Below are 21,818 nucleotides of genomic sequence, written 5' to 3' on the forward strand. Positions count from 1 at the left end.
GAGGGGGCGCTGTCAGTGGCCGCCGTTACAGTCGGTGCATGAGTTCGTCGCCCGCTGAACTGGTCCGTGAGTTCCACCGAGCCTTCGGGCTCGACGCCCGCAGTACGCCCGTCGAGGTCTCTCCCGCGCTGGCCGCGCACCGCGGGGAGCTGCTCGCCGAGGAGGCCGCGGAAGTCGCCGAGGTGGCTGTCGGCGGGCCGCTCGACAAGCTGGCGCACGAACTGGCGGACGTCGTCTACGTCGCGTACGGGACGGCGCTCGTGCACGGCATCGACCTGGACGCCGTGCTCGCCGAGATCCACCGGTCCAACATGACCAAGATCGGGCCCGACGGGGAGATCGCCCGCAGGGCGGACGGGAAGGTGCTCAAGGGGGAGCATTACGAAGTGCCGGACGTGGCGGGGGTGTTGCGGCGCCAGGGGTGGGAGCCGCAGTGAGCCGCCCCCACCCCTGACCGTCACGCCGGTGAGCCCGCCAGCTTCCACTCCCGGTGCAGCGTCCCCAGCGGGATGTCCCGCTTGAACACGGGAGTGCCGAAGACGGACAGCTGGAGCCGCAGGGTGCCGGTCAGGTCGATGCCGCCGTACAGCGCCCAGGTGCCCTGAGTCTCGAAGTCGCCGTCCGTGCCGGTGACGGAGCCCTGGCCCTCGCCGCGGACGTACGGCGCGAGGTCGGCGACGACGCCCACGGTGCCGTAGAGGCCGACGCTGGCCTCCGCGCCCAGGGCGGCCTTGACGGAGCCCGCGGTCGTCACGGACGTACGGACCGGAGTGCTCGTCACCGTCGACGAGTTGACCGGCTTCCAGCCCTGGGTGAGGCCGAAGGTCCCGCCCGCCTTGAAGTCGCCCTTGACGCTCTGCTCGACGTCGACCGTGACCTTGCCGTCGCCGGTGATCTGGACGTAGCAGGTCAGGTCCAGGTTGACGACGACCGGGACCGGGCCGACCTGGAGCACCGGATCGGCGTGCAGCTTGGCGAAGGGGATGCGCTGCGCGGTCGCGGAGGCGGCGGCGCGGCCCTTCAGGGCCCAGGCCGAGGACCAGTCGCCGGAGACGCCGAGGTACGCCGAGAGCGGGGAGGCGGCGGCGCCCTCACCGCCGTACGTGAAGTCGACCTGCGGGGCGACCTGCACGAAGCCCGAGACGGACGCGGAGGCCGACGCGGAGCTGTTGCCGATCGCCGGCAGTGCGGCGCTCACGTCGAGCCGCAGGCTGCCGAGCGGGACGGTCGCGCCCTTCGGGCCGATGTGTACGTCCTTCGTCTTCGTCCAGGAGACGTCGACGTCCGGCAGCAGCTTGTCGATCTGGAACGCGGACGGGTCGACGGGCACGCTGCCCTTCGCCGTCTCGTCGGCCAGCAGGGCGTTCAGCTGCGCTGGTTCGGTCTCGACCTCCGTGCCCTCGTCCGTCTCGCCGATCACCTTCGTGACCTTGGCGAGCAGGCCGTTCGGCGCGCCGGGCGCGGGGGCGCTGGCGATGACGTCGCCGACGGCGGTGGTCTGCGCCGGGGCGGACTCGGCGGGGGAGTCCGAGGGCTCCGGCTCGGTGGGGGCCGGGGCCGATGCGGAAGGGGTTGCCGAGGCGGCCGGGGTTTCCGGAGAGCCCGTGTTTTCGGCGGGTTTCGAAGCGCTCGGGGAATTTGTGGGTGATAGGGAACTTTCGGGCGCCTTGCCCCCGTTGGAGGAAATGACGGCTCGTCCGGTCCTGCTGTCGTACGACGCGACGCTCAGCTTGCTGGCCTTCGCCTTCCCGTCGGACCCGCCGCCGGGGCGGGCGGTGGCGGTGGGGGCGTCGTCGGGTGCGGCGGCGACAGCGAGCGGGGCGTCGTCCGGGGCGGCCGTCGAGAGGTCCGCGACGATCTGCTCGTCGGCGGCGGAGCGGTCGTTCTGCGGGGCGGAGGAGCAGCCCGCCGCGAGGAGCAGGGCGCTCGCGGCTAAGGCGGGCATGAGGGCGCGGAAGGGCCTCGTGCGTCGGCGCAACGTCAGTCCTGGGGGTGAAGGGGGTGGGAGAGATCGACCGGCGGGGCGCAGGTGCCTACTCGCCGGTAACGGGCCACGAGCATGCCACGACAACCACACGGAGGTTCCACGGTTTGATCACATGGGGATGTGACCTGCGTCATGCCGGAGGTGTTCTCGGGGGCTTCCTGGCGGTGTGGGGGAAGTTGTCGGGCTGGGCGTCAACTCGGCTTTCTGAAAGGGGAGTTCGGCGCCGGGGTGTACGGGGGAGGCGGGGCGGTGTACTTCACGCGGTCGACCGGCCCCTTCACGCAGACGGCCCCCGACGCGGCGCCCGCAGCGCGCCACACCGAGGGCCGTACGGCCGGAGTGAGACCTCAGGTCTGCTCCTGCTTCTCCGCCTTCCCGGTCTGCTCCGTCACGGGCACCTGTTCCGCCGCCTTCGCGTTCGCCCGGCGCAGGGCCCAGCGAGTGGCCAGGGGCTCGGTGTAGCGGGCGGTCAGTGGGCCGAGGATGACCAGCAGGAGGACGTACGCGGTGGCCAGCGGGCCCAGGTCGGGCTCGATGCCGGCCGTCACCGCGAGGCCCGCGATGACGATGGAGAACTCGCCGCGCGCCACCAGCGTGCCGCCGGTGCGCCAGCGGCCCCGGACGGAGATGCCCGCGCGCCGGGCGGCCCAGTAGCCGGTGGCGACCTTCGTGCAGGCCGTGACGAGGGCCAGCGCGAGCGCGGGGAGCAGGACGGGCGGGATGCTCGCCGGGTCCGTGTGCAGCCCGAAGAAGACGAAGAACACGGCGGCGAACAGGTCCCGCAGCGGGCTCAGCAGCGTGTGGGCGCCCTCGGCGACCTCGCCGGAGAGCGCGATGCCCACCAGGAACGCGCCGACCGCGGCCGACACCTGGAGCTCCTGCGCCACACCGGCCACCAGGATCGTCAGCCCCAGCACCACGAGCAGCAGCTTCTCCGGGTCGTCGCTGGAGACGAACCGCGAGATCAGCCGCCCGTACCGCAGCGCGACGAACAGCACGAGCCCGGCGACACCGAGCGCGACCGCCAGCGTCAGCGACCCCGACAGCAGCCCCGCGCCCGCCACCAGCGCGGTGACGATCGGCAGGTAGACCGCCATCGCCAGGTCCTCCAGCACGAGGATGCTGAGGATCACCGGCGTCTCGCGGTTGCCGACCCGCCCCAGGTCGCCGAGCACCTTCGCGATCACCCCGGACGACGAGATCCAGGTGACCCCCGCGAGGACGACGGCCGCGACCGGCCCCCAGCCCAGCAGCAGCGCCGCAGCCGCGCCCGGGAGCGCGTTGAGGCAGAAGTCGACGAGCCCGGCGGGGTAGTGCGACTTGAGGTTGGAGACGAGATCGCTGGCCGTGTACTCCAGGCCGAGCATCAGCAGCAGGAGGATGACACCGATCTCGGCGCCGGTCGCGACGAACTCCTCGCTCGCGCCGAGCGGCAGCAGCCCGCCCTCACCGAAGGCGAGACCGGCCAGCAGGTACAGCGGGATCGGCGAGAACTGGAACCGGGCGGCGAACCGCCCGAGCAGCCCGAGGCCGAGAATGATCGAACCGAACTCGATGAGCAGGACCGCGGAGTGCACCCGTCACTCCTGACCGAGTATCGCAGCCGCCGCGTCGACGCCCTCCCGGGTGCCGATCACGATCACCGTGTCCCCGCCGGCCAGCCGGAAGTCCGGCGCGGGCGACGGGATCGCCTCGGCACGCCGCAGCACGGCGACGATGGACGCGCCCGTCTCGGTGCGCATCCGGGTGTCGCCCAGCAGCCGCCCGTTCCACCGGGAGGTGGCCCCGACCTCGATCCGCTCCGCGACGAGCCCCAGGTCGGTGGTGTACAGCAGGCTCGGGCTGTGGTGCGACGGCATCAGCGCGTCGATCAGCGAACCGGCCTCGGCGGTGGTCAGCCGCAGCGACTGTGCGCAGGAGTCGGGGTCGTCGGACCGGTACACGTTCACCGTGCGCGTGCCGTCGCGGTGCGCCACGACCGAGAGGTGGCGGTGGTCGCGCGTCACGAGGTCGTACTGGACCCCGATACCCGGCAACGGCGTCGACCGGAGGCGTGGAGCAGACACGTTTTTCTTCCCCTTGATGCTGATGTCGTGCTGAGACGCCCGAGGTGTACGGACGTTCTGCCGATGGGTTCCGGCGTTCTGCCGATGAGTTCCGGACACAGGCCCGGAACCGTCCATGCTGCCATCCGGCCGTACCGTGGCGATATGGGTGCCATGACGGATGGACGAGGCCGGCGGCGGGCGGAGAGGCTGGTCGCGGGTGTGTCGTGGGCACGGGGCTCGCGAGGGTCGAGGAGAGGGAGAGGAGGCGCCGGGAGCGTGTCGCTGTTCTGGCGGATGTTCTGTCTCAACGCGGTCGGGCTCGTCGTGGCCGCCGCCCTGCTCCTCGGGCCGGTCACCGTCTCGACGCCGGTGCTGCCCGCCGAGGCGCTCGTCGTGGCCGCCGGGCTCGGGGTGCTGCTGGTCGCCAACGCCGTCGTGCTGCGCATCGGCCTCGCGCCGCTGGGGCGGCTCGGGCGGGCCATGGCCTCCGCCGACCTGCTCCAGCCGGGCGGGCGCGCGGTCGTCTCCGGGCCCGTGGAGACCGCCGAGCTGATCATGACGTACAACGCGATGCTCGACCGGCTCGAAGCCGAGCGGGCCGCCAGCGCCGGGCGGGCGCTGTCCGCGCAGGAGAGCGAGCGGCACCGGATCGCGCGCGAGCTGCACGACGAGGTCGGGCAGACCCTCACCGCCGTACTCCTCCAGCTCAAGCGCGTCGCCGACCGGGGGCCCGACGAGCTGCGCGAGGAGATCGGGCAGGCGCAGGAGGCGACCCGGGCGGGGCTCGACGAGATCCGCCGTATCGCGCGTCGGCTGCGGCCCGGTGTGCTCGACGAACTCGGGCTGGTCAGCGCGTTGCGCTCGCTCGCCGCCGAGTTCACCACCCACGGCCTGACCGTCCGCCGCGACCTCGCCCCCGGCCTGCCCCCGTTCCCCGAGGAGTCCGAACTCGTGATCTACCGCGTCGCCCAGGAAGCCCTCACCAACACCGCGCGCCACGCCGCCGCCGACCGCGCGGACCTGAGCCTGCGGGCCGTACCGGGCGGCGCCGAACTCGTCGTCCGCGACAACGGCAAGGGGTTTCGCGGCGCGGCCGAGGGGGCTGGGATACCGGGGATGCGGGAACGTGCCCTGCTGGTGGGGGCGCGCCTGACCCTCGGGGACGCTCCTGGGGGTGGCGCGGAGGTTCGGCTGCGGATTCCGGTCGTGCTTCCGGTGGAGGGTCGGGTGGAGCTGCGGGGCGGGTACGGCGGGGTTGGGGCGGGTGAGGGGCGTACGGAATTCGGTCCGGGGGCGGGGTTTTCACCTGCCGGTGCCGGTGCCGGTGCCGGTGCGGTCGAGGCGGGGTTCACGGTGGATCGTTCGGGGTACGGCGACGGGGCTCCGTCCGTGTCCGACCCCTTCCGTACCAGCCTCCCGCCCGCGCCCGGGGGAGAGAAATGACCGTCTCGTCCGTCGGCGGCTCCCGGCCCCCGATCCGTGTGCTGCTGGCCGATGATCACACCCTCGTGCGCCGGGGCGTGCGGCTGATTCTCGACAGTGAGGCGGATCTGACCGTCGTCGCGGAGGCGGGGGACGGCGCCGAAGCCGTCGAGCGTGCTCGGAGCGGGGACGTCGATCTCGCCGTGCTGGATGTGGCGATGCCGCGGATGACGGGGTTGCAGGCGGCGCGTGAGCTGTCGCGGCGCCTGCCCGACCTGCGGATCCTCATCCTGACGATGTACGACAACGAGCAGTACTTCTTCGAGGCGCTGAAGGCCGGCGCGGGCGGGTACGTGCTGAAGTCGGCCGCCGACCGGGACCTCGTCGAGGCGTGCCGCGCGGCGATGCGGGACGAGCCGTTCATCTACCCGGGCGCGGAACGGGCGCTGGTGCGGTCGTACCTGGACCGGCTGCACCGGGGCGACGGCCTCCCGGAGCGGCCGATCACGGAGCGCGAGGAGGAGATCCTCAAGCTCGTCGCCGAGGGGCACACCTCGAAGGAGATCGGGAACCTCCTGTTCATCAGCGCCAAGACGGTCGAGCGCCACCGAGCCAACCTGTTGCAGAAGCTCGGGATGCGCGACCGCCTGGAGCTCACGCGGTACGCGATCAGGGCCGGCCTGATCGATCCCTGAGGCCGTCCGGCACCTCAGCCCGCCAGGTCGAACTCCGGGATCAGCTCGCCGACCAGCTCGATGCTGCGCATGACGCTCTCGTGCGACAGCCCGCCGACCTGCTGGAAGCACATCAGCCGGTCGATCCCGAGGTCGGCGTACGCCCGGATCTTCTTGCGGACGGTCTCGGGGGAGCCGACGATCAGCGAGCCCTGTTCGCTGAGCGCCTCGAACAGCTCCTCCTCGGGGACGGTCTCGCCCTGGAGGATGCGGCCGATCGCGAGCTGCGCGGCGTTCGGCCCCGCCGGGGCGCCCGCCTCCGCGCGCAGGAACGCGCCCGCGTGCCCGCCGCCGTCGGGGGCGGCCATCAGCTCCTTCTCGCGGTTCATGTTCTCCAGGAACGCGTCGGCCGCCTCGAAGAAGGTCAGCGCGCGGGCCGTGTACCAGGCCGCCGCCGCTGCCGCGCCGTCCCGCATCGCCTGCTCGTCGGTCTCCGCGCAGTGCACGAACGTGAAGAACGCGATCTGGTCGTTGACGAACGCCCCTGCGGGCGTACGGCACTCGGCCGCCGCCGCGCGGTACAGCTCGACCAGTCGGCCGACCCGCTCCAACGGCTCCCACAGCGTCGTACCGAGCACCCCGACCCCCCGGCGCCCGGCCTCCTCGAACGAGCCGGGGGTGGACGCCGCCTGCCACAGCGGCGGGTGCGGGTCCTGGAGGGGGGAGGGGACGACGGGGACGCCGCCGGTGACCGCGAGGTCGCCGCCCCAGATGCGCGGGACGGTCTCGAACACCTCCGCGACCCGCTCGCGCACGGTCGCCGGGTCCACCCCGAACAGCCGCCACTCCGGGGCCGTCGACCGCGTCAGCCCCAACTCGACGCGGCCACCGCTGAGATGGTCGAGCACGGCGGCCCGCTCGGCGACGCGGATCGGGTGGTTGATCTGCGGCGGGGCCAGCACGGCCGCGTGTCCCAGCCGTATCCGCTCGGTGCGCTGCGAGAGCGCCGCGAGGAACAGCTCCGGCGCGGACGACAGGCTGAACTCCTGCGCGCCGTGATGCTCGACCTGCCACCAGCAGCCGTATCCCAGCGCGTCGGCCAGCTCGGCCTGCTCCAGGGCCTGGGTCATCCGCAGATGCTGGTGATCGGGGGTCCAGGGCTTCGGGTCCTGGATCTCGCTGAAGATGTCGAGCTTCATCGGAGTGGTCCCTTCAACGGTGCTCCGACCTGATTTGGTCCGATCGTCGCCATCGTACGAAAGCCCACTGACAATCGGACGCGCGGCCTCCGCCCGGCCGACCGGGCGTCAGATCCGCATAGGTGTGCGTGGCTTCGCCTCGGCCGTCAGGCATGATCGGTGCATGGCGACGGAGGAGAGCGGCGGGGGAAGCGTGAGCGCGATCTCGACGGCACGGGAAGCCGCGAACGACGAACTGGTGCTGGCGTTCGGGCGGTTGCAGGGCGCCGCGAACCGGCTGGAGTACATCCTGGGGCGCGCGCTGGAGGTCGAGTGCGGCATCACGCACCTGACCTTCGAGGTGCTGCTGATCCTCGGGCGCGCGGGCGAACCCGGGCTGTCCATGCGGGCGGTGGCTCAGGAACAGGTGCTGACGACCGGGGGCGCGACGCGGCTGGTGGACCGTATGGAGGCCGCCGGACTCGTCGAGCGGGTCGAGGACCCCGGCGACCGGCGCGGGCGCCTGGTGCGGCTCACGGCGCTCGGGGAAGAGACCGTGGTGGCGGCCTCGCGGGTGCACGTGGCGAACATCGAGCGGTACTTCCTGGCGCCGCTGCCGGAGGGGGAGCGCGAACGGTTCGCGGAGAACCTGCGGATCCTGAGCCGCGCCGCGCGGGACATGCTGCCGCGGCTGCCGTGAGCGGGTGACGCGATCCGGGCGCGACTGTCGTGGATTCGGCGCGACGGAAATATCTGACGACGCAGATATTGTTCCCTCGGGTGAACCGCTCGCGCCCGGCGAGCGCCCCACTCTGTCGAGGTCATCGATGCAGCTCGTCCACGTGTACGACGCCTACTGCGGCTGGTCCCACGGTTTCTCGGCCACCCTCCGTGAGACCGCCGCGCGCCACCCGGAACTGCCCGTCGAGGTGGTCTCCGGCGGACTGTTCACAGGCCGCCGGCGCGTTCCCATCCGTGAGTTCGGGTACGTCCAGGGCGCCAACGCGCAGATCACCGGAATGACCGGCGCGGTCTTCGCCGAGCCCTACCAACGGCTCATCGCCGACGGCTCCTTCGTCATGGACTCCGAAGCCGCCGCCCGCGGCCTCGCGGCCCTGCGCGCGAGCGCGCCGGACCGTGTCGTGGAACTCGCGACGGCCCTCCAGGACGCGTTCTATCTCGACGGCCTCAGCCTCTCCGACCCGGCCACCTACCGGAAGCTCGCGCGGGCGCACGGGCTGGACCCGGACACTGTCGTGGCCGCCTTCGAGGCCCCGCGTGCGCGTAAGGAGGCCGAGGCGGATTTCCGGCGCACTGCGGAGCTGGGGGTGGACGGGTTTCCGACGCTGCTCGCGGTCGACGGGGAGCGGGTCGTGGTGCTGGCGCGGGGGCGGGCTACGGCGGACGAGGTGGATGCGCGGTTGGCGGCGCTGGGCTGAGGTGCGGGGTGGGGGCTGCGTGAGGTCGGCGAGGCCCGGGGGCCGGAGCTGGAACGGGCCTCCCCTGCTGCGGCTGTAGGGCTGTGGGTGGAGTCGATGCCGGTGCCTCGCGCGGCCCTTGCGAGGTGGGCGAGCGTGCGGCCCGCGTGCGCGCGAGGCTGGGGAGTGCCGGACGGGAGCCGTCCCGCGCGCGTGCGCTGCGGGGCACCGCGACGTGCCGAGAACCCCGATTGGCCAGCCGCTCCGCGCATGCGCGCGCTGTGGCAGGTCGGTGACAGTCGGTCGTTGTGGTCGTGCCGGTTTCCCGTCGGGGAAACGGGGGCGAGGAGTGTCCGAGGCACCGCCTACCCTTGAGCTATGACCAGCAGCAGTGACCGGAGCCAGCCAGTGGACGCGAAGACCTACGAAGTGCGCACTTATGGGTGCCAGATGAACGTCCACGACTCCGAACGGCTGGCCGGTCTGCTGGAGGGCGCGGGCTACGTGCGCGCGCCCGAGGGGTCCGACGGCGACGCCGACGTTGTCGTCTTCAACACCTGTGCGGTCCGGGAGAACGCCGACAACCGGCTGTACGGCAACCTCGGCCGCCTCGCGCCGCGCAAGGCGAGCCGCCCCGGGATGCAGATCGCGGTCGGCGGCTGCCTCGCGCAGAAGGACCGCGACACGATCGTCAAGAAGGCGCCCTGGGTGGACGTCGTCTTCGGCACGCACAACATCGGCAAGCTGCCGGTCCTGCTGGAACGCGCGCGCGTGCAGGAGGAGGCGCAGGTCGAGATCGCCGAGTCCCTGGAGGCGTTCCCCTCGACGCTGCCCACCCGCCGCGAGAGCGCGTACGCGGCCTGGGTGTCGATCTCCGTCGGCTGCAACAACACCTGCACCTTCTGCATCGTCCCGGCCCTGCGCGGCAAGGAGAAGGACCGCCGCCCGGGCGACATCCTGGCCGAGATCGAGGCCCTGGTCGGCGAGGGCGTCACGGAGATCACCCTGCTCGGCCAGAACGTCAACGCGTACGGCAGCGACATCGGCGACCGCGAGGCCTTCAGCAAGCTCCTGCGGGCCTGCGGGAAGATCGAGGGCCTGGAGCGCGTCCGCTTCACCTCGCCGCACCCCAGGGACTTCACGGACGACGTCATCGCCGCCATGGCCGAGACGCCCAACGTGATGCCCCAGCTCCACATGCCGATGCAGTCCGGCTCGGACACCGTCCTGAAGGCGATGCGCCGCTCCTACCGCCAGGAGCGCTATCTGGGGATCATCGAGAAGGTCCGCGCGGCCATCCCGCACGCGGCGATCTCCACGGACATCATCGTCGGCTTCCCCGGGGAGACCGAGGAGGACTTCGAGCAGACCCTCCACGCCGTCCGCGAGGCCCGCTTCGCGCAGGCGTTCACGTTTCAGTACTCCAAGCGCCCCGGGACGCCCGCGGCGACCATGGAGAACCAGATCCCCAAGGAGGTCGTCCAGGCGCGCTACGAGCGCCTCGTCGCCCTCCAGGAGGAGATCTCCTGGGACGAGAACAAGAAGCAGGTCGGCCGCACGCTGGAGCTCATGGTCGCCGAGGGCGAGGGCCGCAAGGACGACGCGACCCGGCGCCTGTCCGGCCGCGCCCCCGACAACCGCCTCGTCCACTTCGCCAAGCCCGACCAGGACGTCCGCCCCGGCGACATCGTCACCGTCGAGATCACGTACGCCGCCCCGCACCACCTCCTCGCCGAGGGCCCCGTCCTCGACGTACGGCGCACGCGCGCGGGCGACGCCTGGGAGAAGCGCACCGCGGAGAAGGCCGCCGCCCCGGCCGGCGTCCTGCTCGGCCTGCCCAAGGTCGGCGTCCCCGCGCCGCTGCCGGTCGCCACGGGCGGATGCAGCGTCGAGTGACCTCAGGGGCGGGACCCCGGACGACGCCGTCCGGCGCGCGTTCGGCCCCGCCCACCCGCGCATGCCCAGGTGCACGGTACGGGTTCGTTGGTCGTGTGCGTTGCGACGAAACGGTGCCGTTCTGACGTCACTCGCATGCCCCCCTTCAGCGTCCGACCGACCCGTATGTGACGTGTGACCGGTTCCCGGGGATACGCTGCCGATCATGCTTGTCGCCGCTGCAGTCTGTCCCTGTCCGCCCCTCCTGGTGCCCGAGATCGCCGCAGGCGCCGCGCCCGAGCTGGACGCGGCCAGAGCCGCCTGTGTGGACGCGCTGGGCGTGCTCGCCGCCGCCCGGCCGGACCGGCTGGTGGTGGTCGGTCCGGCGGCGGAGCACGGCTGCGGCCCGTACCCCGAGGGGACGCCGGGCTCGTTCCGGGGCTTCGGGGCCGACATCGTCGTACGGCTGGGGCGGGGCGACGGGGACGGGACCGGGCGGCTGCTGCCGCCGTCGCTCGCGGTGGGTGCCTGGCTGCTCGGGCGGGCCGGCTGGGGGGATGCCCCGATCGAGGGACTCGGAGTCGGGGAGCCGTTCGGGGCCGAGCAGTGCGTCCAGGCGGGCCGGGAGGCCGCGGGGCGGGCCGAGCGGGTCGCGCTGCTGGCGATGGGCGACGCCAGCGCGTGCCGCACGCTGAAGGCGCCGGGCTACCTCGACGAGCGGGCGGCGCCCTTCGACGCGGAGGTGGGGCGGGCCCTCGGCAAGGCGGACATCGCCGCGCTGGAGGCGATGGACGTGGAACTGGCCCGCCAGCTCATGGCGTCGGGGCGGGCGCCCTGGCAGGTGCTGGCCGGGGCGGGGCAGGGTGCCGGGCTGAGCGGCGAGCTGCTGTACGAGGACGCGCCCTACGGGGTGGGGTACGTCGTCGCGACCTGGTCGTAACCCCCGGGAACGGCGCCGGCGGACGGCTCCGTGAGGCCGTCCGCCGATGGCTGTCCCGGATGCGGATCAGGACGCCGGAGGGGGCGAGCTCGGCGGGGTGCCGGTCGTGCCGTCGTCCTTGTGCGCGAGCTTGTCCACCGCGCCCTTCGCCTTGTCCGTGCCCGTGTGGATCTTGTCGCTGTACTTGCCCTTGGTGCGCTCGTCGACCGCCTTGGCGGCCTTGTCGATGCCGTCCTGGATCTTGCCCCCGTGCTGCTGGGCGAGGTCGGAGACCTTGTCCTTGGCCGGTCCGAGCTTGGCCTTCAAATTGTCCATGAGACCCATCGGGTCACCTTCCCTCGCGGTACGTCACCTGCAACCGACAGAACTTCGTAAAACGCCCATATCCACTTCATACGGTACTCGCGCCCCCCGGATCGCGTCACCTCACCGGTGCGAGCGCGGCCCGCGAGGTTTGCGAGACTGGTGCCGTGAGCAGCGCACCCCCCGCCCCCCGAGTCATCGCCGTCGTCGGACCGACCGCGGCCGGAAAATCCGATCTCGGGGTCTTCCTGGCCCGTCGGCTGGGCGGTGAGGTCATCAACTCCGACTCCATGCAGCTCTACCGGGGGATGGACATCGGTACCGCCAAGCTAACGATCGAGGAGCGCGGCGGAGTTCCCCATCACCTCCTGGACATCTGGGACGTCACCGAGACCGCCTCCGTCGCCGAGTACCAGCGCCTCGCCCGCGCGCGGATCGACGCCCTGCTCGCCGAGGGGCGCTGGCCGATCCTGGTCGGCGGCTCCGGCCTGTACGTCCGAGGCGCGGTCGACAACCTGGAGTTCCCCGGCACCGACCCCGAGGTCCGCGCCCGCCTGGAGGAGGAGCTGGCCCTGCGCGGCTCCGGCGCCCTGCACGCGCGCCTGGCCGCCGCCGACCCCGCCGCCGCGCGCGCGATCCTGCCGGGCAACGGACGCCGCATCGTGCGCGCGCTCGAAGTGATCGAGATCACCGGCAAGCCCTTCACCGCGAACCTCCCGGGCCACGACTCGGTGTACGACACCGTCCAGATCGGCGTCGACGTCGCGCGCCCCGAACTCGACGAGCGCATCGCCCTGAGGGTGGACCGCATGTGGGAGGCGGGACTCGTCGACGAGGTGCGCGCACTGGAGGCGCAGGGGTTGCGCGACGGGCTCACGGCCTCGCGTGCGCTGGGCTACCAGCAGATCCTCGGGGCGCTCGCCGGGGAGTGCACCGAGGACGAGGCGCGGGCCGAGACCGTCCGCGCCACCAAGCGCTTCGCGCGCCGTCAGGATTCGTGGTTCAGGCGCGATCCCCGGGTGCACTGGTTGAGTGGGGCCGCGGCGGACCGGGGGGAACTTCCGCGCCTCGCATCGGCGTTGGTCGAACGACCGGTCACAGCCTGATCACGTCATGGCATCGGGACGCCCAGGCCGTCATCCGGGCCTGTCGCGTCGTGCCATCATCGAGCTTCGATCGACCAAGTGGAGTCCGAGTTGGGAGGGCGCGTGGCGATGGAGGCCGGCCCTCGTGACACCGCACAAGGCACCGAGAACCGCACTCCCCGGCGGGACGAACGGAAGCCGGACGACGGCCTCGCGCGCGCGGACGGGTACCTCGCCGAGACCGACGGCCCTCCGCGCCTGATCGACGGCATCCCCCGCCCCGGAGGGCCCGAGGACGACTCCCCCGGCCCCCGCGACGCGCAGCCGGACGACGGCTTCCAGGAGCCCGCGGACGGCGTCCTCACCTCCGACGGCCCCGACGAGACGCCCGACGGCGTCACGGACGACGGACCCGAGCCCGAGGAGATGTTCGCGAGCGGCCCCGAGGTCGAGGTCGAGCTGCGGCCCCAGCGCAGGCTGCGGATCTGGCAGCTCGCCCCGATCGTCGCCCTGGCCACCGTCGGCTCCCTGATGTTCGCCTTCCCGCTCGCCTTCGACTTCGGCGACAGCGGCGCCGTCGTCGCCATGCTCGGCCTGCTGATCTGCTCCTGCGCCGCTGGCTGGGGCATGATGGCCGCCCGCCGCGTCGGGTACACGTGGCCGGGCCTGCCCCTGCGGGGCTCAGGCCGCCGCCCGGACTGGCGCGTCGTCCTCGCGTACGTCGTGCTGGTCGCCGCGGCCGTCGCCCTCGCCGTCGGGCGCGTCGCCCGGCTGCGCTGAACCCCGCGCGGGAGCACCGTCACACGGTGTGAGCGGGACTGTCGTACCCACGCCGTACGATCGAGGAATGAGCACGCGGATCGCCTTCCTCAAGGGGCACGGGACCGAGAACGACTTCGTGATCGTCCCGGACCCGGAGAACGCCCTGGACCTCTCGCCCGCCGCCGTGGCCGCCCTGTGCGACCGCCGCGCGGGCATCGGCGGCGACGGACTGCTGCACGTCGTACGGTCCGCGGCGCACCCCGAGGCGCGCGCGATGGCGGCCGAGGCGGAGTGGTTCATGGACTACCGCAACGGCGACGGCTCGGTGGCCGAGATGTGCGGCAACGGCGTGCGCGTGTTCGCGCGCTACCTTCAGCACGCCGGACACGTCGAGGAGGGCGACCTCGCGATCGCCACGCGCGGGGGCGTCAAGAGCGTCCACATCGACAAGGTGGGGGACGTCACGGTCGGCATGGGCCGTGCCCGCCTCCCCGAGGGCGACGTCGAGGTGAGCGTCGGCGGGCGCAGCTGGCCCGCGCGCAACGTCAACATGGGCAACCCCCACGCGGTCGCCTTCGTCGACGACCTCGCGCACGCGGGCGACCTGTTCACCGCCCCGCCCGTCAGCCCCGCCTCCGCCTATCCGCAGGGCGTCAACGTCGAGTTCGTCGTCGACCGGGGCCCCCGGCACGTCGCCCTCAGGGTGCACGAGCGGGGCTCCGGTGAGACCCGCTCGTGCGGCACGGGCGCGTGCGCCGTGGCCGTCGCCACCGCGCGCAGGGACGGCGCCGACCCGGCCGTCACCGGCACGCCCGTGACGTACACCGTGGATGTGCCCGGGGGGCGCCTCGTCATCACCGAACAGCCCGACGGCGAGATCGAGATGACCGGTCCCGCCGTGATTCTCGCCGAAGGGACGATCGATTCCGGGTGGCTGGAAAGTGCCTCACGGCGCCCGGCGTAGGGCTTCACATCGCAGGCAGGGGCGGCCCGTCACCGTACGGGTGCGCCCCTGTCGCGCGTCCGGAGGGCAGGAATGCGCGACCTGCTCCGGCCACGGTGGCTCGAAACAGTCAACTACCGGAGTGTCGCTCGAATGGGTGATCCGTTTCACGCTCGGCGAGAGGCGGTCAGCCGCACATGGTGGGCTCGGTAGCATCAAGCACCGGCCCGGACGGGAGACCGAAACCAGTCCCCGAGCCGTGTCCGCCCTGGGGCACTCGTCCGCCGGTCCACGCAGCCGGAGGTGCCCATGAGTGCGGAGGCGACGAATCCCGCGACCCCAGGCCCGGTGGTGCCCGCCGTCCCCCGACGGCGCAGCCGCCCCCGTATCGACCTGCGCAGGCTGGGTCGTGCCGCCTTCCTGGGCCCGGCCGGCAGAGGCCGGCTGCCCGACGCGATCGGCCATGTCGTCGAGGCCCATCGCGCCCACCACCCCGAGGCCGACCTCGAACCGCTGCACCGCGCGTACGTGCTGGCCGAGTCCTCGCACCGCGGCCAGATGCGCAAGAGCGGCGAGCCGTACATCACCCACCCCCTCGCGGTGACGCTGATCCTCGCCGAACTCGGCGCGGAGACCACGACCCTGACGGCGTCTCTGCTCCACGACACCGTCGAGGACACCGATGTGACGCTCGACCAGGTCCGGGAACAGTTCGGCGAGGAGGTCCGTTATCTCGTCGACGGCGTCACGAAACTGGAGAAGGTCGACTACGGGGCCGCCGCCGAACCCGAGACCTTCCGCAAGATGCTGGTGGCCACCGGCAGCGACGTCCGCGTGATGTCGATCAAACTCGCCGACCGGCTGCACAACATGCGCACCCTCGGAGTGATGCGCCCCGAGAAACAGGCGCGCATCGCGAAGGTCACCCGGGACGTCCTGATCCCGCTCGCCGAACGCCTCGGCGTGCAGGCCCTCAAGACCGAACTGGAGGACCTGGTCTTCGCGATCCTCCACCCCGAGGAGTACGACCGCACGCGCGAGCTGATCGTCGACAACGCCTCCCGCGCGGACGACCCGCTCGCCGAGATGGCCGACGGCATGCGCGGCGTCCTGCGCGAGGCCGGCATCCAGGCCGAGATCCACATAAGGCCCCGGCACTTCGTCTCCGTCCACCGCTTCTCCCGCAAGCGCGGGCGTATGCGCGGCTCGGACTTCGGACGGCTCCTGGTGCTCGTCAACGAGGACGCCGACTGCTACGCCGTCCTGGGTGAACTGCACACCTGCATGACGCCCGTCGTCTCGGAGTTCAAGGACTTCATCGCCGTACCGAAGTTCAACCTCTACCAGTCGCTGCACACCGCCGTCGCGCGCGAGGACGGCCAGGTCGCCGAGGTGCTCATCCGCACGCACCGGATGCACAAGGTCGCCGAGGCCGGCGTCGTCGCCCTCGGCAACCCCTACGCGAGCCCGGCGGAGGAGCAGGCCGCGAGCGACGAGCGCATCGACCCGACCAAGCCCGGCTGGCTCTCCCGGCTCCTCGACTGGCAGGAGGCCGCGCCCGACCCGGACACGTTCTGGTCGACCCTGCGCGAGGACCTCGCCCAGGACCGCGAGATCACCGTCTTCCGCCCCGACGGCGGCACGCTCGGCCTGCCCGACGGGGCCACGTGCGTCGACGCCGCCTACGCCCAGTACGGCGAGGACGCGCACGCCTGCATCGGCGCCCGCGTGAACGGCCGCCTGGCGACCCTCAGCACCGCTCTGCGGGACGGGGACACCGTCCAGCTCCTCATGGGCCAGGACCCCGCCTCCGAGCCCTCCAGGGAGTGGCTGGAGCACGCCCACACCCCCGCGGCGCGCATCGCCATCCAGCGGTGGCTGTCCACGCACCCCACAGAGCCGCGCGGCGCCGCGCGGCAGGCGGAGGAGGGCGAACCCGCCTTCCGGGGGCAGAGCGGCCGTCGTACCGCTGACGGGCCGCTGCCGCATCCGTCGTCCGCCCCGCGTGCGGGGGGCACGATCTCCGTCGCCGGGCGGCCCGGCGTGGGCGTGCGGCTCGCCGGGTGCTGTACGCCCGTGCCCGCCGACGAGGTCACCGGGTTCGCCGTACGCGGGGGCGTGGTCACCGTCCACCGCGTCGAGTGCGCCGCCGTCGCGCGCATGCGCGGTGCCGGGCGGCCCGAGGCCGACGTCCACTGGGGCGACTCCACCGAGTGCCGCGTCACCCTCGTAGCCGAATCGTTCGGCCGCCCCCACCTCCTGGCCGACCTCACCGAGGCGATCGCCCTGGAGGGCGCCGAGATCGTCTCCGCCACCGTCGAACCACCGTCCCAGCAGCGTGTCCGCCACACCTACACCCTCGAACTCCCCGATGCGGCCCACTTGCCCGCCCTCATGCGCGCGATGAGAAACGTTCCTGGGGTGTACGACGTGAGCCGGGCACAGCACCACGCGGGAGCGCACTGAGGGGCACGCGCGCAGAGGGGCGCCGGGCAACTGCACGCGCGCGGGACCCCGTTCCCCGGCAACTCGGCCCCACCCGGGCAACACGTTCGGGTGGGTCGGGCGCGAGTCGGCGTCGGCGGGGGCGTGCGCACTGGTAGCCGTGGGGCATGCTGCGCAGCCCTCGAACCGAAGCCCCCGAGGCCACCGGTCCCGCGATCGCCGGACCCCGCCCCCGGGACGCCCGCCCGCGTCACCGCCGTCTCGCGCGGGCGGCCTTCCTCGCCTCCGCGCTCTCCCTGTGCCTCGTCGCCGCGAGCGCGCCCCCCGAGCAACTCGGCGTCGGGGACCGCCTGTTTCCGAACCTCGGCAACCCCGGGTACGACGTTGCCGCGTACGACCTGGACTTCACGTACCCGGGGAGCAACGACAAGCCCCTGCGCGCGGTGACGACGATCGACGCGTGGACGACCGAACGGTTGGAGCGGGTCAACCTGGACTTCGCGCACGGGGACGTCGGGTCGGTCCAGGTCGACGGCGAACCGGCGCACTACGCGCGCGCGGGCGAGGACCTCGTCGTCACCCCGCGCCGCGCCGTCCCGGCGGGGAGCTGGATGCGGATCACCGTCCGGCACACCAGCGACCCCATGCCTCCCAAGGACGGCGAGGGCGGCTGGGTGCGCACCGCGGACGGGCTCGCCATGGCGAACCAGGCGGACGTCGGCCACCTGGTGTTCCCCTGCAACGACCACCCCTCGGACAAGGCGATGTTCACCATCAGGGTGACCGCCCCCGACGGATACACGGCCGTCGCGAACGGTCTGCCCACCGGCGTCGACCGCGCGCGCGGGACGACGACGTGGACGTACCGCACCCAGCACCCCATGGCGACCGAGCTGACCCAGGTCTCCATCGGCCGCTCGACCGTCCTGCACCGTGATGGACCGCACGGCCTGCCCGTACGGGACGTCGTCCCCACCGCGGACCGTGCCGCCCTGGAGCCGTGGCTGGCGAAGACACCGGACCAGATCTCCTGGATGGAGTCGAAGGTCGGGCCGTACCCGTTCGAGACGTACGGGCTGCTCATGGCGAGCGCCAGCACCGGGTTCGAGCTGGAGACGCAGACCCTGTCGCTGTTCGAGAAGGACCTGTTCACCGAACCCGGCTACCCCGCCTGGTACGTCGAGTCGATCATGGTCCACGAACTGTCGCACCAGTGGTTCGGCGACAGCGTCTCCCCGCGCACCTGGTCCGACCTGTGGCTCAACGAGGGGCACGCCACCTGGTACGAGGCCCTGTACGCGCAGGAGAAGGCGGGCCGCACGCTGGAGGCCCGCATGAAGGCCGCGTACGGCGCGTCCGACCGCTGGCGCGCGGCCGGCGGCCCGCCCGCCCTCCCCAAGGGCCCCGAGGCCGGCCAGAAGATCAGCATCTTCCGCCCCGTCGTCTACGACGGCGCAGCCCTCGTCCTGTTCGCGCTGCGCGAGACCATCGGCCGCCCCGCGTTCGAGCGCCTGGAGCGCGCGTGGGTGACCGAGAACCACGACGGCGTCGCGAGCACCGCAGACTTCACCCGCCTCGCCGAACGCGTCTCCGGCCACGACCTCGCCGCGTTCTTCGACGCCTGGCTCTACGGCACGAAGACGCCTCCGATGCCGGGCCACCCGGACTGGAAGTCCCAGGCCCCGACGAGCACGAAGGCGGGGGAGAAGACGCCGGTGGCGCGGCACGGGCGGCACTGAGCGTGCACCCCTGCCGCACCGTCTCCCCGATAAGCCCGTGACGAGGCAGGGCAGGGCGTGCGACCATTTTCGGGCCGGCGCGGTACGGGGCCGATATGCGGGAATCTTCCGCCGGGCTCGTGCGTTGAGCAGGGTGACAGGCGCCCTAGCGGCATCTTCGACGACGTAAGGATCAAATGACCTCCTCTTCTTCCCCTTCCCAGGACACCAAGCGCCTCGCGCAGGACTACCCCGACGGTCTTCGGGCCGATGCCCTGATGGAAGAGGACGTCGCCTGGAGCCACACGATCGACGAGGAGCGGGACGGCGATCAGTTCGACCGCTCGGAGCGCGCGGCCCTGCGCCGCGTGGCGGGCCTCTCCACCGAGCTGGAGGACGTCACCGAGGTCGAGTACCGCCAGCTGCGGCTGGAGCGGGTCGTCCTCGTCGGCGTCTGGACCACCGGCACCGCGCGGGACGCGGACAACTCCCTCGCCGAACTCGCGGCCCTCGCGGAGACGGCCGGCGCGCTCGTCCTCGACGGTGTCGTCCAGCGCCGCGACAAGCCCGACCCGGCCACCTTCATCGGCTCCGGCAAGGCCCAGGAACTGCGCGACATGGTCCTGGAGAGCGGCGCCGACACCGTGATCTGCGACGGCGAGCTGAGCCCCGGCCAGCTGATCGCCCTCGAAGACGTCGTCAAGGTCAAGGTCATCGACCGTACGGCCCTGATCCTCGACATCTTCGCCCAGCACGCCAAGTCCCGGGAGGGCAAGGCGCAGGTCGCGCTCGCGCAGATGCAGTACATGCTGCCGAGGCTCCGCGGCTGGGGTCAGTCCCTGTCCCGCCAGATGGGCGGCGGCAAGGGCGGCGGCCTCGCCACCCGAGGCCCCGGTGAGACCAAGATCGAGACGGACCGGCGCCGGATCCGCGAGAAGATGGCGAAGATGCGCCGGGAGATCGCGGAGATGAAGACCGGCCGCGAGATCAAGCGCCAGGAGCGCAAGCGCCACAAGGTGCCGTCCGTCGCCATCGCGGGCTACACCAACGCCGGCAAGTCCTCCCTGCTCAACCGCCTCACCGGCGCGGGCGTCCTGGTCGAGAACGCCCTGTTCGCGACCCTGGACCCGACCGTCCGCCGCGCGGAGACCCCGAGCGGGCGTCTCTACACCCTGGTGGACACCGTCGGCTTCGTCCGGCACCTGCCGCACCACCTGGTCGAGGCGTTCCGCTCCACCATGGAGGAGGTCGGCGAGTCCGACCTGATCCTGCACGTGGTGGACGGCTCGCACCCCGCCCCGGAGGAGCAGCTCGCCGCCGTGCGCGAGGTCGTCAGGGACGTCGGCGCCACCGGCGTACCCGAGATCGTCGTGATCAACAAGGCGGACGCCGCCGACCCGCTCACGCTCCAGCGGCTGCTGCGGATCGAGAAGCGCTCCATCGCGGTCTCCGCGCGCACCGGCGAGGGCATCGCCGAACTGCTCGCGCTGATCGACGAGGAACTGCCGAGGCCGTCCGTCGAGATCGAGGCGCTCGTGCCGTACACGCACGGCAAGCTGATCGCCCGCGCCCACACGGAGGGCGAGGTCCTCTCCGAGGAACACCTCGCGGAGGGCACGCTGCTGAAGGCGCGGGTCCACGAGGAACTCGCCGCGGACCTCGCGCCGTACGTACCCGCCCAGGCGGTCTGACGCGCGTACGCCCAACGACGAAGCGCCGCACCCTCAGTACGAGGGTGCGGCGCTTCGTCGTCGCGTCACTGGCCCGCGGACCTCTTGCTCACCGACTCGTACACGCCCTTGGCGACCTCGCCGAGGCGCGGTCCCGCGAGCCAGCCCGAGGTGGCCGGGCCGATGGACGTGTTGGACACCAGCGCGAGCCTGCCGTCGGCCCTCTTCGCGGTCCAGCCGCCGCCGGAGGAGCCGCCCGTCATCGTGCAGCCGATCCGGTACATCGTCGGGTCCGCCGAGGACAGCGAGAGCCGGCCCGGCTTGTCCGTGCACTCGTACAGCTTCTGCCCGTCGAACGGCTCGGCCGCCGGGTAGCCCGCCGCCGTGATGCTCGGCACGTCCGCCACCGCGGGCGCCGCGAAGTCCACCGGCAGTGCCCCGCCGACCGTCTCCTCCAGCGACTTGCCGGAGCCGCCCTTCTCCGGGGTCACATGGATGACCGCGAAGTCGTACGGCGCGCCGTCACCGCCCTTCGGGCCGCCCTGCGCGATCCACTGCTGCGAGGTCTGCGCCCAGTCGCCCCACCACACGCCGTACGGCGCGACCTGCTCGCGCGTCGCCGTCTTGAGCGCGGACGTCGCCGTCGCGCTGTCGTTGTACGACGGGACGAACGCGATGTTGCGGTACCAGCCGCCGTTCTTGCCGGCGTGCACGCAGTGGCCCGCCGTCCACACCAGGTTGGACCGGCCGGGGTGCGCCGGGTCCTCGACGACCGTCGCCGAGCAGACCATCGAGCCCTCGGGGGAGTCGAAGAGCAGCTTGCCCGCCTCCGGCACGTTCGCGTGGTACTTCGCGGCCACCGCCTTCGCGTCCACCGGCGCCGGCTCCCGGTCCGTCACGCCCTGGTCGCCCGCGAGGTCGCTGTCGTCGACGCCGCGGTCCGGGTCCTGGGCGTCCCGCATCCGGTCCGGGTCCCACAGGCCCTCGATGATCGGGTTGACGAAGTCCTGCGCCTCGCGCAGCCAGTCGTTCTTGTCCCAGTTCTTCCAGGCGCCGTTCTTCCACTTGTCGAGGTCGATGCCGTGCTTCTTGAGCCGGTCCAGCAGGTCGTCCGGGATCTGGACCTTCCCGCCGCCGGACTCGGAGGCGGAGGCCGCCGCCGACGGTGAACCGGCCGCCTGGTCGTCCCCGTCGCACGCGGTGGCGGTGAGCGCGAGCACCGAGGCGAGGGCCGCCGCGGACAGCACCGCCCTGCGGCGCGGGCGCGCGCCGTCCCCTCGACGAGTGGTGAACGGCGGCCGTATCGATGGCATGTCTGAACTCCCCCTGCTTTTCGTGAACTTGGTGCAA

Annotated in this window: 18 protein-coding genes and 1 pseudogene; 13 read left to right on the forward strand and 6 right to left on the reverse strand. The window is 72.4% G+C overall.

Going from position 1 to position 21,818, the window contains the following annotated elements; translation table 11 throughout:
• The first annotated feature begins 38 nt into the window (after window positions 1-38).
• Window positions 39-437: a pyrophosphohydrolase domain-containing protein gene (locus tag J8M50_RS35435; RefSeq protein ID WP_010358959.1), complete on the forward strand. Its 399-nt coding sequence runs from the start codon at window positions 39-41 to the stop codon at window positions 435-437.
• A 20-nt stretch (window positions 438-457) separates the two neighbouring features.
• On the opposite strand, the gene J8M50_RS35440 is transcribed toward J8M50_RS35435, so the two are convergent.
• The 3 genes from J8M50_RS35440 to J8M50_RS35450 form a co-directional block, all read right to left on the reverse strand.
• Complete coding sequence (locus tag J8M50_RS35440) at window positions 458-1,945, reverse strand: hypothetical protein (protein WP_010358958.1); 1,488 nt, start codon at window positions 1,943-1,945, stop codon at window positions 458-460.
• Window positions 1,946-2,334: 389 nt separating this feature from the next.
• Window positions 2,335-3,564: a cation:proton antiporter gene (locus J8M50_RS35445; RefSeq protein ID WP_010358956.1), complete on the reverse strand. Its 1,230-nt coding sequence runs from the start codon at window positions 3,562-3,564 to the stop codon at window positions 2,335-2,337.
• A gap of 3 nt (window positions 3,565-3,567) precedes the next feature.
• Window positions 3,568-4,053, reverse strand: a complete 486-nt coding sequence (locus J8M50_RS35450; RefSeq protein WP_029184478.1) for a cation:proton antiporter regulatory subunit — start codon at window positions 4,051-4,053, stop codon at window positions 3,568-3,570.
• 144 nt (window positions 4,054-4,197) lie between these two features.
• Here J8M50_RS35450 and J8M50_RS35455 point away from each other — a divergent pair.
• Both J8M50_RS35455 and J8M50_RS35460 read left to right on the forward strand, forming a co-directional pair.
• Window positions 4,198-5,238, forward strand: a pseudogene (locus J8M50_RS35455) (sensor histidine kinase); the annotation flags it as partial.
• Window positions 5,239-5,474: 236 nt separating this feature from the next.
• On the forward strand, window positions 5,475-6,152 hold the full coding sequence (locus J8M50_RS35460) for a response regulator transcription factor (RefSeq protein WP_010358953.1): 678 nt from the start codon (window positions 5,475-5,477) through the stop codon (window positions 6,150-6,152).
• 14 nt (window positions 6,153-6,166) lie between these two features.
• On the opposite strand, the gene J8M50_RS35465 is transcribed toward J8M50_RS35460, so the two are convergent.
• Entirely contained in the window at window positions 6,167-7,330 is a 1,164-nt protein-coding gene (locus J8M50_RS35465; protein ID WP_010358952.1) for an LLM class flavin-dependent oxidoreductase, read from the reverse strand.
• A gap of 163 nt (window positions 7,331-7,493) precedes the next feature.
• Between J8M50_RS35465 and J8M50_RS35470 the strand changes: the two genes are divergently transcribed.
• The 4 genes from J8M50_RS35470 to J8M50_RS35485 all read left to right on the forward strand — a co-directional run bounded on the left by J8M50_RS35470 (window position 7,494) and on the right by J8M50_RS35485 (window position 11,542).
• Window positions 7,494-8,009: a MarR family winged helix-turn-helix transcriptional regulator gene (locus J8M50_RS35470; protein WP_010358951.1), complete on the forward strand. Its 516-nt coding sequence runs from the start codon at window positions 7,494-7,496 to the stop codon at window positions 8,007-8,009.
• Between the two features lie 127 nt (window positions 8,010-8,136).
• The gene (locus J8M50_RS35475) at window positions 8,137-8,748 is read left to right on the forward strand and encodes a DsbA family protein (protein ID WP_010358950.1); all 612 of its coding nucleotides are present in this window, start codon (window positions 8,137-8,139) and stop codon (window positions 8,746-8,748) included.
• 357 nt (window positions 8,749-9,105) lie between these two features.
• A complete protein-coding gene (gene miaB / locus J8M50_RS35480) occupies window positions 9,106-10,623 on the forward strand; it encodes a tRNA (N6-isopentenyl adenosine(37)-C2)-methylthiotransferase MiaB (protein ID WP_040838158.1) in 1,518 nt (505 codons plus the stop codon).
• Between the two features lie 205 nt (window positions 10,624-10,828).
• Entirely contained in the window at window positions 10,829-11,542 is a 714-nt protein-coding gene (locus J8M50_RS35485; protein ID WP_010358946.1) for a class III extradiol dioxygenase subunit B-like domain-containing protein, read from the forward strand.
• A gap of 66 nt (window positions 11,543-11,608) precedes the next feature.
• Here the strand turns inward: J8M50_RS35485 and J8M50_RS35490 are convergent, their stop codons facing one another.
• Window positions 11,609-11,866 carry an antitoxin gene (locus tag J8M50_RS35490; protein ID WP_010358944.1) on the reverse strand — a complete coding sequence of 86 codons (258 nt, stop codon included), beginning with the start codon at window positions 11,864-11,866 and terminating at the stop codon, window positions 11,609-11,611.
• 146 nt (window positions 11,867-12,012) lie between these two features.
• Between J8M50_RS35490 and miaA the strand changes: the two genes are divergently transcribed.
• The 6 genes from miaA (at window position 12,013) to hflX (ending at window position 20,489) form a co-directional block, all read left to right on the forward strand.
• The gene (gene miaA / locus J8M50_RS35495) at window positions 12,013-12,951 is read left to right on the forward strand and encodes a tRNA (adenosine(37)-N6)-dimethylallyltransferase MiaA (RefSeq protein WP_010358943.1); all 939 of its coding nucleotides are present in this window, start codon (window positions 12,013-12,015) and stop codon (window positions 12,949-12,951) included.
• Window positions 12,952-13,200: 249 nt separating this feature from the next.
• Entirely contained in the window at window positions 13,201-13,710 is a 510-nt protein-coding gene (locus tag J8M50_RS35500; protein WP_040838168.1) for a hypothetical protein, read from the forward strand.
• 67 nt (window positions 13,711-13,777) lie between these two features.
• Entirely contained in the window at window positions 13,778-14,656 is an 879-nt protein-coding gene (dapF, locus tag J8M50_RS35505; protein WP_010358940.1) for a diaminopimelate epimerase, read from the forward strand.
• A 288-nt stretch (window positions 14,657-14,944) separates the two neighbouring features.
• Window positions 14,945-17,101: a RelA/SpoT family protein gene (locus J8M50_RS35510; protein WP_010358938.1), complete on the forward strand. Its 2,157-nt coding sequence runs from the start codon at window positions 14,945-14,947 to the stop codon at window positions 17,099-17,101.
• A gap of 146 nt (window positions 17,102-17,247) precedes the next feature.
• Complete coding sequence (locus tag J8M50_RS35515; RefSeq protein ID WP_010358936.1) at window positions 17,248-18,819, forward strand: M1 family metallopeptidase; 1,572 nt, start codon at window positions 17,248-17,250, stop codon at window positions 18,817-18,819.
• A gap of 176 nt (window positions 18,820-18,995) precedes the next feature.
• Window positions 18,996-20,489 (forward strand): GTPase HflX, encoded by a 1,494-nt coding sequence (hflX, locus tag J8M50_RS35520; protein WP_010358935.1) that lies wholly within the window; start codon window positions 18,996-18,998, stop codon window positions 20,487-20,489.
• A gap of 65 nt (window positions 20,490-20,554) precedes the next feature.
• On the opposite strand, the gene J8M50_RS35525 is transcribed toward hflX, so the two are convergent.
• Window positions 20,555-21,781, reverse strand: coding sequence for a trypsin-like serine peptidase (locus tag J8M50_RS35525; RefSeq protein WP_029184476.1), 1,227 nt, complete (start codon window positions 21,779-21,781; stop codon window positions 20,555-20,557).
• Window positions 21,782-21,818 lie beyond the last annotated feature (37 nt).

This window comes from Streptomyces acidiscabies (assembly GCF_020010905.1).
Classification (GTDB): domain Bacteria; phylum Actinomycetota; class Actinomycetes; order Streptomycetales; family Streptomycetaceae; genus Streptomyces; species Streptomyces acidiscabies.